We start from the raw sequence: 15,900 nt of genomic DNA on the forward strand, positions 1-15,900 counted from the left end.
TCCACGACATCCCGGCGCAATGTCCGCGCAGGACAGGCCCGGACGCGCCCGCGGCGCGATCCTGGCCACGCTGGGCTGCCTGCTGGCCGTGCTGTCGTGCCTGCCGTTTGTGGCGCAGGCCGAGGACGGCTACGACCTGTGGCTGCGCTACCGGCCGATTGAATCCGTTGCTGCCGGCGAATACCGCGCGCGGTTCGCGCAACTGGTGGCGCCTGCGTCCACGCCGGTGCAGCGCGCCACGCGCGACGAACTGCTGCGCGGACTGCAGGGCCTGCTCGGCCAAGCGCCGGCGCAGGGTGAGGCGGCCGGCCGCGCGGGTGCGCTGCTGGTCGGCACGCCGGCCTCGCTGCCGCGGATCGCAAGCCTGCAGCTTGCGCTCGACGACCTTGGCGACGAGGGCTACCTGATCCGCAGCACGCGCATGGACGGCAACGCTGCAACCGTGGTCGCGGCCAATACCGATGCCGGCGCGCTGTATGGCGCCTTCCACCTGCTGCGCCTGCTGCAGACCGGACAGCCGGTCGACGCGCTCGACCTGCGCGAGTCGCCGAAGGTCAAGCTGCGCGTGCTCAACCACTGGGACGACCTCAGCCGGCACGTCGAGCGCGGCTATTCGGGCCAGTCGATCTGGGACTGGCATCGTCTGCCGGGCTGGCTCGACCCGCGCTACACCGACTACGCCCGCGCCAATGCCTCGATCGGCATCAACGGCACGGTGCTCAACAACGTCAATGCCAATGCGCAGATCCTGACACCGCTGTACCTCGAAAAGGTCGCGGCGCTGGCCGGCGTGATGCGTCCCTACGGCATCCGCGTGTACCTGAGCGCGCGCTTCAGCGCACCGATGGAACTTGGCGGCCTCAAGACCGCCGACCCCAAGGACCCAGCGGTGCAGCGCTGGTGGCGCGCGAAGGCCGACGAGATCTACGCGAAGATCCCGGACTTCGGTGGCTTCCTGGTCAAGGCGAACTCGGAAGGACAGCCGGGCCCGCAGGACTTCGGCCGCACGCACGCCGACGGCGCCAACATGCTGGCCGACGCGGTTGCGCCGCATGGCGGCGTGGTGATGTGGCGCGCCTTCGTCTACTCCGACGAAGAGCCGGACGACCGGCACAAGCAGGCCTACACCGAGTTCGTGCCGCATGACGGCGAGTTCCGCGACAACGTGCTGGTGCAGGTCAAGAACGGCGCGATCGACTTCCAGCCGCGCGAGCCCTTCCATCCGCTGTTCGGCGCAATGCCCAAGACGCCGCTGATGATGGAGTTCCAGATCACCAAGGAGTACCTGGGTTTCGCTACACACCTGGTCTACCTTGGGCCGATGTACGAGGAAGTGCTGCGCGCCGACACCCATGCCAAGGGCGAAGGTTCCACCGTGGCCAAGGTGGTCGACGGCTCGCTCGAGGGGCACGCGCTCAGCGGAATCGCCGGCGTGGCCAACATCGGCAGCGACCGCAACTGGAGCGGCTCGCACTTCGACCAGGCCAACTGGTATGTCTACGGGCGCATGGCCTGGGATCCGGAAGCGGGCGCGCGCGAGATCGCGCAGGACTGGGTGCGGATGACGTTCTCCGGCGACAGCGCCATCGTCGAGCCCGTGGTCGAAATGATGATGGCCTCGCACCAGGCGGTGGTGGACTACATGACGCCGCTGGGCCTGCACCATCTGATGGGCCGCGGCCACCACTACGGCCCCGCGCCGTGGGTCGAGGGTGGTCCGCGCGCGGACTGGACCTCGGTGTATTTCCATCGCGCGACGAAGGACGGCATTGGCTTCGACCGCACCACGAGCGGCAGCAACGCGGTCTCGCAGTACGCGCCGCCGGTGGCCGCGCTGTTCAACGATCCGGCGCGCGTGCCCGAGGATTTCCTGCTGTGGTTCCACCACCGTCCCTGGGACAGCCGCGTCGCCTCCGGGCGCACGCTGTGGGACGAGCTGGTGCATCGCTACTCGCGCGGCGTGGCAGAGGTGGAGCGCATGCAGGCAACGTGGGCGGGCCTGCAGCCGCATGTCGACGCCGAGCGCCACCATCAGGTGGATCGTTTCCTCGCCATCCAGCGCGACGAAGCGCAGTGGTGGCGCGATGCCAGCATCGCCTATTTCAAGACCTTCTCCGGCCTGCCGCTGGCCGAGGGCGAGGCGCCGCCGGCGCAGTCGCTGGAGTACTACAGGGCGCTTGAATTCCCGCATGCACCGGGAGACACGCAATGAGCCGGGCATTGCATTGCGCCGGGCGTGGCGCGGCGCTGGGCCTGTTGCTGTCGGCGTGCCTGCTTGCGCCGGTGGCTGCGGCAGAGGGTGGGACACCGCTGCTGCACGCGATGTTCCAGGACCACGCGGTGGTGCAACGCGACCGGCCGCTGCAGGTCTGGGGGCAGGCCGATCCGGGCGCGCAGGTGCGCGTATCGCTGGGCGGCAAGCGCACATCCGCGCGCGCCGATGCCGACGGCCGCTGGGAGGCGCAGCTTCCCGCATTGAAGGCCGGCGGGCCGCACGTGCTGGAGGTCGCCGCGGGCGACCGTAGCCAGCGCGTGTCGGACGTGCTGGTCGGCGATGTCTGGCTGTGTTCGGGCCAGTCGAACATGGAGCTGCAGGTCTGGCGCGCGCTCGACGCGCGCGCGGAGATCGCCGGTGCCGGCAACGACCGCATCCGCCTGCTGACGGTGCCGCAGGTCTCGGACGTGACGCCGCAACCGACCTTTTCCGAGGACGTGCGCTGGGAGCCGGTGAATCCGGAATCGGTGCGCGAGTTCTCCGCGGCCTGCTACTTCTTCGCGCGCGAACTGCAGAAGACGGTCGACGTGCCGATGGGACTGATCGACGCCTCGTGGGGCGGCTCGCGCATCCAGGCCTGGACCAGCGGTGAAGCCTTGCGCACGCTCAAGACCTATGACGGCGAGCTCGACGTGCTCGAGCGCTACGCCGACGATCCGGTCGCGGCGGTGGGCGAGTGGGGCGCGCTGTGGCAGCGCTGGTGGGCGCAGCAGCCGGCAAATGGCGAGGGCGATCGTCCCTGGGAGGGCGGTGCCGCCGGCGACTGGCGTGCCGCGCCGGCGCAGCTTGGCGCCTGGGAGCGTTGGGGCGTGGCGGAGCTGGCCGAGTTCAACGGCATGGTCTGGTACCGCACGGACGTGCAGCTGACTGCGGAGCAGGCGGCGCAGGATGCCGTGCTGTTGCTGGGTCCGGCCGACGAGATCGACATGACCTGGGTCAACGGTCGCGGCGTCGGCAGCACCTACGGCGCCGGCGCGGGCCGCGAGTACGCGCTGCCGCCGGGCCTGCTGCGCGCGGGCGACAACACCATCGTGGTGAACGTGCTCGACACCTATCGCGATGGCGGGCTGGCCGGCCCGGCCAGCGCCCATTCGCTGCGCCTGGCCGACGGCAGCAGCGTGGCGCTGGAGGGCGGCTGGCAGTACCGGATCGTCCCGGAGGAAGCGGGCACGCCCCCGCGTGCGCCCTGGCAGAGCGCGGCGGGACTGTCGACGCTGTACAACGGCATGATCGCGCCGATCGGTCGCTACGGCCTGCGCGGCGCGCTGTGGTACCAGGGCGAGTCCAACACCTTCGAGCACGCTGACTACGCTGAACTCCTGCGCGCATTGCGCAGCGACTGGCGCGCGCGCTTCGGCGAAGGGCTGCCGCTGCTGGTGGCGCAGCTCGCCAACTACGGCGCGGCGCCGACCAGTCCGACCGAAAGCGACTGGGCCGCAATGCGCGAGGCACAGCGTGCGGTCGCAGCCGAAGACGCCGGCACCGGCCTGGTGGTGGCGATCGACATCGGCGACCGCTACGACATCCATCCGACCAACAAGCAGGAACTCGGGCGCCGCTTCGCGCGCGCCGCGCGCCACGTGGTGTACGGCGAAACGCTGCCCGCGTCCGGTCCGGTCGCCATGGCGGTCCGTCGCAATGGCGAGGCGGTGGTGGTCGAGTTCGGCGATGTGAGCGACAGCCTGGTCGCATACGGCGCGGACGGTCCGATCGGCTTCGAGCTGTGCGGCGCGGATGCCGGCTCCTGCCGCTACGCGCAGGCGCAGGTCCGGAGCAACCGCGTCACCCTCAACGCACCTGCCGCCCATGCGGCCACGCGCGTGCGCTACTGCTGGGCCGACAGTCCGGTCTGCACACTGTTCGATGGCGCCGGCCTGCCGGCAGGCCCGTTCGAGCTGCCCGTATCCCCTTTGATCGACGACGACCACGCACGATGAATACCAACACCACGGAAACCTCCGCCCACGGATCGAAGAACGACCGCGAGATCGTCGATGCCAAGGTCATCGTCACCTGCCCGGGGCGCAACTTCGTCACCCTCAAGATCACCACGCGCTCGGGTGTGTACGGGCTTGGCGATGCCACGCTCAACGGGCGCGAGCTTGCGGTCGCGTCCTACCTGCAGGACCACGTGGTGCCGAACCTGATCGGCCGCGACGCCGGCCGCATCGAGGACCTATGGCAGTTCCTCTACCGCGGCGCCTACTGGCGGCGTGGCCCGGTGACAATGAGCGCCATCGCCGCGGTCGACGTGGCGCTGTGGGACATCCTCGGCAAGATGGCGGGCATGCCCGTTTACCAGCTGCTGGGCGGGCGCTCGCGCGAAGGTGCGCTCGTCTACGGGCACGCCAACGGCCGCGACATCGCCGAGGCTTCCGATGCGGTCGGCGGATTCATCGAGCAGGGCTTCCTGGCGGTGCGCGCGCAGTGCGGCGTGCCCGGCATCAAGAAGTCCTACGGCATCTCCAACGCCAAGGGCTACGAGCCGGCCGAGAGTGAACTGCCGCTGGAGACGGTATGGAATACGCCGCGCTACCTCGACACGGTGCCCAAGCTGTTCGAGCAGCTGCGCGCCGACCATGGTCCGGACGTGGAGCTGCTGCACGACGTGCACCATCGCCTGACCCCGATCGAGGCCGCCCGCCTGGCCAAGTCGCTGGAACCCTACCGCCTGTTCTGGCTGGAGGACGCGACCCCGGCCGAGAACCAGAAGGGCTTCGAGCTGATCCGCCAGCACTCGGTCACCGCACTCGCAGTCGGCGAGGTGTTCAACTCGATCTGGGACTGCAAGCACCTGATCGAGAACCAGCTGATCGACTACATCCGCACCACCATCGTGCACGGCGGCGGCATCACCCATGTGCGCCGCATCGCCGATTTCGCTGCCCTGCACCAGGTGCGCACCGGCTTCCACGGCGCCACAGACCTGTCGCCGGTGACCATGGGCGCCGCGCTGCACTTCGATACCTGGGTGCCGAACTTCGGCATCCAGGAATACATGTTCCATACCGAAGAGACCGACGCGGTGTTCCCGCACGACTACGTGCTGCGCAACGGCCGCCTGCACGTGGGCGACACGCCGGGGATCGGCGTGGACATCGACGAGAAGCTGGCGGCGAAGTATCCGTATGCGCCCAAGCAGTTGCCCATCGCGCGCCTGGAAGATGGCGCGATGTGGGACTGGTGAAGCACGTTCTTGAAAGGGGAATGAAGATGAGCATCCGCAACACACGCCGCGCCCGGCTGGGCAACACCAACCGCATCCTCGCCACCGGCATTGCCGCGCTGCTGCTGGCCGCCTGCGGCAACGAGCCTGCGGCGCACGCCGCCGCCGTCGACGGATCCGATGCGCCAGCGCCCGTCCATTTCGACTGGTTCGAATACACCGGGCGCGACGCCGCTTTCGAGGCGCCGGTGCCCGAGGGCAGCTTCCGCAATCCCGTGCTGGCCGGCTTCCATTCCGACCCCAGCGTGGTCGCCGCCAACGGCAATTTCTACCTGGTGGCCTCGACCTTCACCTTCTTCCCCGGCATCCCCGTGTTCGAAAGCGAGGACCTGGTCCACTGGAAGCAGGTCGGCAACGCCATCCATCGGCCGGCGCAGCTGGATTTCGACGGGCTTGGCGTGTCGCGCGGCGTGTTCGCGCCAGCCATCGAGTTCCATGACGGCACCTTCTACGTGGTCAACACCTCGGTCGACGCCGGCGGCAACTTCGTCGTCACCGCCAGCGATCCGGCCGGGCCGTGGTCGGATCCGGTCTGGCTGCCGGGCATCGGCGGTATCGATCCGTCGCTGTTCTTCGACGACGATGGCAAGGTCTACATCCTCAACAACGATGAGCCTGCGGTGCCGGTGCGCTACGACGGGCATCGCGCGATCTGGCTGCAGGAGATCGACATTGCCAACGGCAAGCCGTTCGGCCCGCGCAAGGTGCTGATCGACGGCGGCGTGAAGCCCGACGAGAACCCGATCTGGATCGAAGGCCCGCACATCTACAAGGTCGACGGCTGGTACTACCTCAACAACGCCGAGGGCGGCACCGGGCCGCAGCATTCGCAGGTGATCCTGCGCAGCCGCGACGTCTGGGGCCCGTACCAGCCTTACGAAAACAACCCGATCCTCACCCAGCGCGACCTTGATCCCAATCGGCCGCTGCCGATCACCAACGCCGGCCACGCCGACCTGGTGCAGGGGCCCGACGGCAGCTGGTGGGCGACCTTCCTGGCCAGCCGCAACTACGGCGTCGACCACTACAACACCGGACGCGAGGCCTTCCTGCTGCCGGTCACCTGGAAGGACGGGTGGCCGGTGATCCTGCCGGACGGCGAAAAAATTCCCTATGTACTGCCCGGGCCGTCTTTCATGAAGAAGCCGGCGGACCAGGCGCCGATGACCGGCAACTTCACCTGGCGCGACGAGTTCGACACGGTCGAACTGGGCACCGGCTGGATGACGCCGCGCGTGCCCAAGACGCAGTGGTACGACGGCAGCTCGCGTCCGGGCTGGCTCGCGATCCAGCCGCTGGCAGAGCGGCTCGACACGCTGGTCAATCCCGCGTTCTACGCGCGCCGCCAGCAGCACCAGGCGTTCGAGGCCAGCACCGCCATGGAGTTGCCCGCAGCGGGCGTGGCTGCGGGGCTGGCGGCGTTCCAGGGCGAGACGCACTGGTACTTCCTCGGCGTGCGCCGCGACGGCGAGCAGGGCGTGGAGGTGTTCCTGGAGAAGAAGGCGGGCGAGGGCGACGTCGAGGTGGTGGCGACGCACTCGGCCGACGCGGCGGAGCTGTTCACCCTGCACATCGAAGGCAACGAAGGGACCTACGGCTTCGGCTTCGACGCCGGCGACGGCAAGGGCGTGCAGTGGCTGGTGCGCGATGCCGACGGCACGATCCTGAGCACCGACGTGGCCGGCGGATTCGTCGGCGCGACCATCGGCCCGCATGCGCGCGACGAACGCGCCGCGCAATGAAACGACCTGGGAGGGTAGGGGACATGCGAGTACACGAAACACACGCGCCGGCAAGGCGCGCCAACCCGGCGCGGCGCACGCTGGTCCGCGGCTGCGCGATCGCGCTGCTGGCCGCGCTGCCGGCGCTCGGCGTGCAGGCCGATGACGGCAATCGGCCCTGGCTGGACACCTCGAAGCCCTTCGAGGAACGCGCCGCGGCGCTGGTGTCGCGGATGACGCTGGAGGAAAAAGCCGCGCAGATGCAGAACGACTCGCCGGCGATCGAACGGCTCGGCCTGTCCGAGTACGAGTGGTGGAACGAGGCCCTGCACGGCGTTGCCCGCGCCGGCGCGGCGACCGTGTTTCCGCAGGCGATCGGCATGGCCGCGAGCTTCGACGTGTCGCTGATGGACCAGGTCTCGAAGACCATCAGCGACGAGGCGCGCGCCAAGCACCACGAGTTCTTCCGCAACGGCCAGCACGGCCGCTACCAGGGCCTGACCTTCTGGTCGCCCAACATCAACATCTTCCGCGATCCGCGCTGGGGCCGTGGCCAGGAAACCTACGGCGAGGATCCCTACCTCACCGCGCGCATGGGCATCTCGTTCGTGCGCGGGCTGCAGGGTGTCGCGCCCGATGGCTCACTGCTGCCCGAATCGCAGGGCGGCAAGTACCGCAAGCTCGACGCCACCGCCAAGCACCTGGCCGTGCACAGCGGCCCCGAGGCCGACCGCCACACCTTCGACGTGCACCCCTCGCGCCGCGACCTGTGGGAGACCTACCTGCCCGCATTCGAGGCGTTGGTGAAGGAGGGTCAGGTCAAGGCGGTGATGGGCGCCTACAACCGCGTGTACGGCGAGTCGGCCAGTGGCAGCAAGTTCCTGTTGCGCGACATCCTGCGCGAGCAGTGGGGTTTCAAGGGCTACGTGATGTCCGACTGCTGGGCGATCGTGGATATCTGGCAGAACCACAAGATCGTCGCCACGCCCGAGGAAGCGGCAGCGCTGGCGGTGCGCAACGGCACCGAACTCAACTGCGGCAGCACCTATGCGCAGCACCTGCCGGTGGCGGTGCGCAAGGGCCTGATCAGCGAGGCCGCGCTGGACGATGCGCTGACCCGGCTGATGACCACGCGCATGGAACTGGGCATGTTCGACCCGGCTGACCAGGTGCCGTGGGCGCAGACGCCTTATTCGGTCAACCAGGCGCCCGCGCACGACGCGCTGGCGCGGCGCGCAGCGCAGCAATCGATCGTGCTGCTGAAGAACGAGGGCGTGCTGCCGCTGTCGAAGGACATCCGTCGCCTCGCCGTCATCGGCCCGACCGCGGATGACACCATGTCGCTGCTGGGAAACTATTACGGGACGCCGTCCGATCCGGTGACCGTGCTGCGTGGCATCCGCGAGGCGTTGCCAAACACTGAAGTGGTGTACGCACGCGGCGCCGACCTGGTCGAAGGACGCGAGGATCCGGCGGCCACGCCCCTGGTCGAGCCGCAGTACCTGCGCCCGGAAGCGGATTCCAACGAACGCGGTCTGCGCGGCGAGTACTTCCGCAACCCCGACCTGTCCGGCGAGCCGGTGCTGGTGCGCGTCGATGCGCAGATCGGTTTCCGCTGGGACCGCGGTTCGCCGACCGACAACCTGATGGCGCGCGGCGAGGCTGGTCCCGACAACGCCGTGCCCAACGAGAACTTCAGCATCCGCTGGAGCGGGCAGCTGCTGCCGCCGGTGGACGGTCGTTATCGCCTGGAAGCCGGTGCCAACGACGGCTTCCGCCTGTACCTGGACGGCAAGCTGGTGCTCGACCACTGGGAAGACGCCGAACGCCTGCGCGCGGAAAGCGTCGAACTCGACCTGGAAGGCGGGCGCGCCTACGACATCCGGCTCGAGTACTACGAGCGCGAGCGCGACGCCAGCGTGCGCCTGGCCTGGGACCTGCCCGGCGCCAAGCCCGCCTTCGACGAAGCGATCGCAGCGGCGCAGGGCGCCGATGCCGTGGTGTTCGTCGGCGGCCTGACCGGCGACGTGGAAGGAGAGGAGATGAAGGTCGACTTCCCCGGCTTCACCGGCGGCGACCGTACCGACATCCGCCTGCCCGCCACCCAGCAGAAGTTGCTCGAGGCCCTGCATGCGACCGGCAAGCCGGTGGTGCTGGTGCTGACCGCAGGCTCGGCGCTGGGCGTGGACTGGGCCAAGGCCAACCTGCCGGCGATCATGGTGGCCTGGTATCCGGGCCAGCGCGGCGGCAACGCGGTGGCCGACGTGCTGTTCGGCGACGTCAGCCCGGCCGGGCGCCTGCCGGTCACGTTCTACAGCGCGGACGAAAAGCTGCCCGCGTTCGACGACTACGACATGGCAAACCGCACTTACCGCTACTTCGGCGGCAAGCCGCTGTACCCGTTCGGCCACGGGCTGTCGTACACCACATTCGACTACCGCGACCTGCGGCTGGACCGCGACCGCGCCGGCGTCGACGACACGCTCACCGCGACAGTGACCGTGCGCAACAGCGGACAGCGCGCCAGCGACGAGGTCGTGCAGCTTTACCTGCGGCCACTGGCACCGATGCGCGAGCGTGCGCTGCGCGAGCTGCGCGGCTTCCAGCGCGTGCACCTGGCACCGGGCGAATCGCGCGAGCTGAGTTTCGACTTCATCCCGTCGCGCGACCTGCGCCACTACGACGAGGCCGCCGGCGGCTACGCGGTCGACCCCGGCCGCTATGCGGTGGAAGTGGGTGCGTCCAGCCAGGACCTGCGCATCGGCAGCCAGTTCGAGGTGGAAGCGCCGTGAACCCCGCAGCTGGTGTGCAGACGCAGGCCGATGCGCGCGCGGGCCTGCCGCGGCTGGCCACGGCCACGCTCGCATCGCTGCCGGCGCAGGTGCTGCGCCCGGACTACGATCGTGAGGCCACGTGCATCGGCGTGGTCCACTTCGGCCCGGGCGCGTTCCACCGCGCGCACCAGGCGGTGTACCTGGACGACCTGCTGGCCGCGGAGCCGGACTGGGCGATCAGCGCGGTCTCGCTGCACAACCCGGGCGTGCGCGATGCGCTGCAGCCGCAAGACGGGCTGTACACGCTGGCGCTGCTCGGCGAGCAGCCGTCGCTGCGCGTAATCGGCTCGATCCGCGAGGTGCTGTGCGCGCCGCAGCAGCGCAAGGCGGTGATGTCGCGGCTGGTCGATCCGCAGGTGCGGCTGGTGACGTTGACCATCACCGAGAAGGGCTACTGCCTGTCGCGCGATGGCATCGATGCCGCGCATCCGGACATCGCCCGCGACCTGGCCTCGCCCGAGCAGCCGATCAGCGCCATCGGCTGGCTGGTGGCGGGCCTGCGCGAACGCCGCGAGCGCAGGCTGGCGCCGTACACCGTGCTCAGCTGTGACAACCTTGCCGACAACGGCGGGCGCCTGCGCCGCGCGGTACTGGACTACGCGCGCCGCATCGACCGCGGGCTGGCGGCCTGGATCGAGTCGGAGGTCGCATTTCCGCGCTCGATGGTCGACAGCATCACCCCCGCCAGCGACGACGCGCTGCGGGCACGCGTGTCCGCGGCGCTGGGCGTGGACGACGCCTGGCCCGTGCAGCGCGAGGCGTACACGCAGTGGGTGGTCGAAGACGATTTTCGCAGTGGCCGACCGCGGTTCGAGAACGCCGGCGTGGTGATGAGCGCCGACATCGTCGACTTCGACCGGGCCAAGCTGCGCCTGCTCAACGCCCCGCACTCTGCGCTGGCCTACCTCGGCTCGCTGATGCGCCTCGAAACCGTGGCCGATGCCATGCGCGAACCGGCGCTGGCCGGCTTCGTCGAGCGGCTGATGCGCGAGGACATCGTGCCGACGCTGTCGCTGCCGGCCGCATTTGATCCGGACAGCTATGTGGCTGCGATCCTGCAGCGCTTCCGCAATCCGGCCATCCGCCATCTGCTTGCGCAGATCGCCTGGGATGGCTCGCAGAAGATCCCGGTGCGCCTGCTTGGCACCATCGTCGATGCGCTGTCGGCCGGGCGCCGCATCGACCGGCTGTGCCTGCCGGTGGCCGGCTGGCTGCGCTTCGTCGTGCGCCAGTCACAGGTGGGCGCGACGCTGGTCGACCCGATGGAAGCAAAGCTCTCGCAGATCGGCCACGCCGCCACGGGCGATGCCGAGGAGGACGTTGCCGCGTTCCTGAAGATCGATGCGGTATTCGGCCCGCTCGCGGGCGATGCACGCTTCGCCGATGCGCTGCGCAAGGCCTATGCCGCGCTCGGGGACGGCGAGCCGGCGACGGTGGCGCATGCGCTCACCGTCGCCGCGGGGACGCCTCAGTCTTGAAAGCCCAGGCCCGTCACCTTCAGCGGTACGCGGGCCAGGAACTTGTGCGAGGTCATGTACAGCGTGCGGCCGTCGTCGCCGAAGGCTGCATTGGCAACGGCACTACCTGTTTCGATACGCCCCAGGCGCGTGCCGTCGGCGGCGAACACCAGCACGCCTCCGGGGCCGGTGGCGAACACCAGTCCCTCCGTGGATACCGCCAGCCCATCGGGCAGGCCCGGCGCATCATCACCGACCAGGTCGGAGGCATCGGCGAACTGGCGCTTGTCGACGACGTTGCCCGTCGCATCGAGCGTATAGGCCATCCAGATCGGGCGCTTGTCGTCGGAGTTGGCCACGTACAGGGTGTTGCCATCGGGCGAGAACGCGATGCCGTTGGGGCGATTCAGCGAATCGTCCAGCAGGTGCACGCTGCCATCGGCGTCGATGCGGTAGATGCCGTTGACCTTCTGCTCCTTGGCCGGCGAGTCGTCGCCGTCCTTGAGCCCGTAGGGCGGATCGGTGAAGAACACCGTGCCGTCGCCGCGCGCGATCACGTCGTTGGGGCTGTTGAAGCGCTTGCCTTCAAAGCTCTCGGCCAGCGTCGTGCGGGACTTGTCGGATGCATTGAAGCGGGCGATCAGGCGGTTGCCGGAATCGGCCAACAGCACACTGCCGTCGGCTTCGGTGAACAGGCCGTTGGCGCCGCCCTCGCGCAGCGTGTCGAGCGGCGGGCCGGCGTAACCCGAGGGATCGAGGAAGACCGACAGGCCGTCGGCCTGCGACCAGCGGTACATGCGGTTCTCGGGCACGTCGTTGAACAGCAGGTAGCCGCCACCATCGCGTACCCAGGTCGGACCTTCGGACCAGGTGAACTCGTCGCCGGTCAGCTTCTCGACACGCGCATCGGCGTCCGCGACGTCGGCGAAGGCCGCGTCGTAGGTGGTGAGCTGGCCGACGGTTTCGAAGCTGGCGGCCGTGGGCGGCTCGGCGGCAGCGGCATCGGCGTCGGTATTCGCGCTTGCGCTGTCGTCGCCTCCGGCCGTGCAGGCGGCAAGGCCGAGGGCGAGGGCGGCGGTCAGCAGCGAAGGAAGAAGTCGCATCGGCATGTCCTGTCTGGAAGTGTCGGAAGCAGCGCCGGCCTGCATGCGCAAGCCGGTCGCCATCGCGTGGCGTGTGCGCCGCATGGTGCGCGCGCGGGCGGCCTCTGTCGCAAGCCGCGTCCGCATCATAAGCGCTGCACACGATCGCGGCGCGGCACCTTTGAAGTTGCACGCGCAACCGTGGCCGCGCAATCGCGCTCGCGTTCGTACACCACGTTCCCCGGCGCGCGTGATCCCGAAACGCTTCCACCCACTGCCCCACGGAGCCAACACCGATGCACCCACTGCTGACCCGACACGCCACCACGGACGGCCCGCGCTGGGCAATTGACGGCCACTACCTGCCGCGCGAATTCTCGCTCTCGCGCTGGCTGGCGCTCGCGCCGGGTGAAGCCGCCGGTGCGCTCGATGCAGGCGATGAAGCGGCGGATGCACCGCTGCTTGCGCCGGTCGACGACGCGCAGGAAATCTGGGCCAGCGGCGTGACCTACCTCAGCAGCCGCATGGCGCGCGAGGCCGAGTCGCAGAGCGCGGACGTCTACCAGAAGGTCTACAGCGCCGAGCGGCCCGAGCTGTTCTTCAAGGCCACCGGCTGGCGTGCCTGCGGCCCTGGCGCGCCGATCCGCGTGCGCGCCGACAGCAGCTGGAACGTGCCCGAACCCGAGCTGGTGCTGGTGCTCGACTCGACGGGGCGCATCGTCGGCTACACCACCGGCAACGACGTATCCTCGCGCAGCATCGAGGGCGAGAACCCGCTGTACCTGCCGCAGGCCAAGGTCTACGACGGCTCCTGCGCGATCGGCCCGGGCATCCGCCTGTGCGATGCGGATGCGCTGCGCGACCTGCCGATCTCGCTGCAGATCCTGCGCGGCGGCACATCCGTGTTCTCCGGAGAGACCCGCAGCTCGCAGATCAAGCGTCGCTTGGAGGAACTCGCCGGCTGGCTGTTCCGCGAGCTGCGCCAGCCCGCAGGCGCCCTGCTGTTCACCGGCACCGGCATCGTCCCCGGCGAAGACTTCACCCTGCGCAGCGGCGACGTGGTGCGCATCGACATCGACGGCCTCGTCCTTGAGAACCCGGCCGAATGATCGTTGGCTGCCCGATCTCCCGCTCCGCTCCCTCCCCCGCCTGCGGGGGAGGGCCGGGGTGGGGGCGCACCGAAGCATCGAACCCGATCCCGCGCGCCCTGCCCAACGCGAATAATTGCCACTGCCTCGACCAAGAGGGGCAACCATGACCACTACCTCTTTCGACCCCATCTTCGGCGACGGCACCTCGCTCCTGCACACCCGCACCAGTGGCGAAGGCCCTGCCGGCAGCCTGCCGATCGACGCCGACACCCTGCGCGATGCACCCAGCGGCCACCTGTTCGGCATGACCCAGAACGCCGGCATGGGCTGGCGCGCATCCGAAGTCGCACGCGACCCGTACCTGATCCTCAGCACCCAGGGCGGCCTGCGCGCCGCGGACGGCAAGCCGGTCGCACTCGGCCTGCACACCGGCCACTGGGAACTCGACCAGATGGTGCGCGCCGCGGCAGAGACCCTGGCAGCGAAGGGCGGCCTGCCGTTCTCGGTCGCCTGCAGCGACCCCTGCGACGGCCGCACCCAGGGCACCACCGGCATGTTCGACAGCCTGCCCTACCGCAACGATGCGGCGATGGTGATGCGGCGCCTGGTGCGCTCGCTGCCCACGCGCCTGGGCGTGCTGGGCGTGGCCACCTGCGACAAGGGCCTGCCGGCGATGATGCTGGCGTTGGCCGGCTGCAGCGAACTGCCCGGCGTGATCGTGCCCGGCGGCGTGACCCTGCCGGCGCGCGACGCCGAAGACACCGCCGTGGTGCAGACCATCGGCGCACGCTTCGCGCATGGATTGATCGACCTTGAGCACGCGGCGGCGATGGGCTGCCGCGCCTGCGGCTCGCCCGGCGGCGGCTGCCAGTTCCTCGGCACGGCCGCGACCTCGCAGGTGATTGCCGAAGCGCTGGGCATGGCGCTGCCGCACAGCGCGCTGGCGCCCTCGGGCGAACCGGTCTGGCTCGACCTCGCGCGCCGCTCGGCGCTGGCGCTGATGCAGCTGGCGGGGCAGGGCAGGGCGATGTCGACGATCCTCACCCGCGAGGCATTCGACAACGCGCTGGTCGTGCACGCCGCGTTCGGCGGCTCGACCAACCTGCTGTTGCACGTGCCGGCGATCGCGCACGCGGCTGGTGTCGAGCGTCCCACGGTCGACGACTGGATCCGCGCCAACCGCGCCACCCCGCGCCTGGTCGATGCGTTGCCCAACGGGCCGCGTCATCATCCGACCGTGCAGGTGTTCATGGCCGGCGGCGTGCCCGAGGTGATGTTGCACCTGCGAAGCATGGGCCTGCTGCATCTCGACGTGGCGACGGTCAGCGGCCGCAGCCTCGGCGACAACCTCGACTGGTGGGAGCGCAGCGACGCGCGCCGCATTGCGCGCGAGCGCCTGCAAGAACTCGACGGTGTCGATCCCGCGCACGTCATCATGGGGCCGGATGCCGCGCGTGCGGCGGGGCTGTCGAGCGCGCTGGTGTTCCCGCGCGGCAACATCGCGCCGGAAGGCGCGGTGATCAAGGCCACTTCGATCGACGCATCCGTTGTCGACGCCGACAACGTCTATCGCCACAGCGGCCGCGCCCGCGTGTTTGCCAGCGAGCGCGACGCGATCCGCGCGATCAAGTCAAAGGGCGAGGGCGCGGTGGTGGCGGGTGATGTCATCGTGCTGGCCGGCTGCGGCCCGGCCGGCACCGGCATGGAGGAGACCTACCAGCTCACCTCCGCGCTCAAGCACCTGCCCTGGGGCAAGCACGTCGCGGTGATCACCGATGCGCGCTTTTCCGGCGTGTCCACCGGCGCCTGCATCGGCCATGTCGGTCCCGAGGCGCTTGCGGGTGGTCCGATCGGGCGACTGCGCGATGGCGACATCGTCCGCATCGAGATCGATCGCGGCCGGCTGGAAGGACGCATCGACTTCGTCGGCTGCGACCCGGACGCGCCGCTTGAACCGGTCGTGGCGGCCGCACTGCTCGACGCACGCGAACTGCATCCCGCCATCGCCCCGCATCCGCGCCTGCCCGCCGACACCCGCCTGTGGGCCGCGCTGCAGGACGCCGGCGGCGGCACCTGGGGCGGCTGCGTGTACGACGTCGACGCGATCATCGAAACGCTGCGCGCTGGGCGCGAGGCGCTGGCGAAGGAACACGGCAGCGCTGCACGCGACGCGGGCACATGAGTGGCGAGATTTCTCGCTTCGCTCGAAATGAC

General features: G+C 69.6%; 9 protein-coding genes. 8 read left to right on the forward strand and 1 reads right to left on the reverse strand.

Going from position 1 to position 15,900, the window contains the following annotated elements; all coding sequences use genetic code 11:
- The first annotated feature begins 19 nt into the window (after nucleotides 1-19).
- Genes ACW5EG_RS04980 through ACW5EG_RS05005 form a run of 6 tightly spaced genes read left to right on the forward strand, consistent with a single transcriptional unit; the run spans nucleotide 20 to nucleotide 11,534 of the window.
- On the forward strand, nucleotides 20-2,212 hold the full coding sequence (locus tag ACW5EG_RS04980) for an alpha-glucuronidase family glycosyl hydrolase (RefSeq protein WP_457020980.1): 2,193 nt from the start codon (nucleotides 20-22) through the stop codon (nucleotides 2,210-2,212).
- Nucleotides 2,209-4,212 (forward strand): sialate O-acetylesterase, encoded by a 2,004-nt coding sequence (locus ACW5EG_RS04985; protein ID WP_457020981.1) that lies wholly within the window; start codon nucleotides 2,209-2,211, stop codon nucleotides 4,210-4,212. Before ACW5EG_RS04980 ends, ACW5EG_RS04985 begins: the two co-directional genes overlap by 4 nt.
- Nucleotides 4,209-5,462, forward strand: a complete 1,254-nt coding sequence (manD, locus tag ACW5EG_RS04990) for a D-mannonate dehydratase ManD (RefSeq protein WP_457020982.1) — start codon at nucleotides 4,209-4,211, stop codon at nucleotides 5,460-5,462. The genes ACW5EG_RS04985 and manD overlap by 4 nt, the downstream gene beginning before the upstream one ends.
- Nucleotides 5,463-5,488: 26 nt before the next feature.
- The gene (locus tag ACW5EG_RS04995; protein WP_457020983.1) at nucleotides 5,489-7,243 is read left to right on the forward strand and encodes a glycoside hydrolase family 43 protein; all 1,755 of its coding nucleotides are present in this window, start codon (nucleotides 5,489-5,491) and stop codon (nucleotides 7,241-7,243) included.
- A 23-nt stretch (nucleotides 7,244-7,266) separates the two neighbouring features.
- Nucleotides 7,267-10,014, forward strand: coding sequence for a glycoside hydrolase family 3 C-terminal domain-containing protein (locus ACW5EG_RS05000; RefSeq protein WP_457020984.1), 2,748 nt, complete (start codon nucleotides 7,267-7,269; stop codon nucleotides 10,012-10,014).
- Nucleotides 10,011-11,534: a mannitol dehydrogenase family protein gene (locus ACW5EG_RS05005; protein ID WP_457017648.1), complete on the forward strand. Its 1,524-nt coding sequence runs from the start codon at nucleotides 10,011-10,013 to the stop codon at nucleotides 11,532-11,534. The genes ACW5EG_RS05000 and ACW5EG_RS05005 overlap by 4 nt, the downstream gene beginning before the upstream one ends.
- Here ACW5EG_RS05005 and ACW5EG_RS05010 read toward each other — a convergent pair.
- Nucleotides 11,525-12,616, reverse strand: a complete 1,092-nt coding sequence (locus ACW5EG_RS05010) for an SMP-30/gluconolactonase/LRE family protein (protein WP_457017649.1) — start codon at nucleotides 12,614-12,616, stop codon at nucleotides 11,525-11,527. The two genes, ACW5EG_RS05005 and ACW5EG_RS05010, sit on opposite strands and share 10 nt — an antisense overlap.
- A gap of 275 nt (nucleotides 12,617-12,891) precedes the next feature.
- Between ACW5EG_RS05010 and ACW5EG_RS05015 the strand changes: the two genes are divergently transcribed.
- Both ACW5EG_RS05015 and ACW5EG_RS05020 read left to right on the forward strand, forming a co-directional pair.
- Nucleotides 12,892-13,704, forward strand: coding sequence for a fumarylacetoacetate hydrolase family protein (locus ACW5EG_RS05015; RefSeq protein WP_457017650.1), 813 nt, complete (start codon nucleotides 12,892-12,894; stop codon nucleotides 13,702-13,704).
- A 145-nt stretch (nucleotides 13,705-13,849) separates the two neighbouring features.
- Nucleotides 13,850-15,868 carry a YjhG/YagF family D-xylonate dehydratase gene (locus tag ACW5EG_RS05020; protein ID WP_457017651.1) on the forward strand — a complete coding sequence of 673 codons (2,019 nt, stop codon included), beginning with the start codon at nucleotides 13,850-13,852 and terminating at the stop codon, nucleotides 15,866-15,868.
- The last annotated feature ends 32 nt before the right edge of the window (nucleotides 15,869-15,900 follow it).

Source organism: Luteimonas sp. A611 (genome assembly GCF_054072715.1).

Coding starts and splice junctions, on each gene's coding strand:
- ACW5EG_RS04980 (WP_457020980.1), top strand. CDS start 20: ATGTCCGCGCAGGACAGGCCCGGACGCGCCCGCGGCGCGATCCTGGCC.
- ACW5EG_RS04985 (WP_457020981.1), top strand. CDS start 2,209: ATGAGCCGGGCATTGCATTGCGCCGGGCGTGGCGCGGCGCTGGGCCTG.
- manD (WP_457020982.1), top strand. CDS start 4,209: ATGAATACCAACACCACGGAAACCTCCGCCCACGGATCGAAGAACGAC.
- ACW5EG_RS04995 (WP_457020983.1), top strand. CDS start 5,489: ATGAGCATCCGCAACACACGCCGCGCCCGGCTGGGCAACACCAACCGC.
- ACW5EG_RS05000 (WP_457020984.1), top strand. CDS start 7,267: ATGCGAGTACACGAAACACACGCGCCGGCAAGGCGCGCCAACCCGGCG.
- ACW5EG_RS05010 (WP_457017649.1), bottom strand. CDS start 12,616: ATGCGACTTCTTCCTTCGCTGCTGACCGCCGCCCTCGCCCTCGGCCTT.
- ACW5EG_RS05015 (WP_457017650.1), top strand. CDS start 12,892: ATGCACCCACTGCTGACCCGACACGCCACCACGGACGGCCCGCGCTGG.
- ACW5EG_RS05020 (WP_457017651.1), top strand. CDS start 13,850: ATGACCACTACCTCTTTCGACCCCATCTTCGGCGACGGCACCTCGCTC.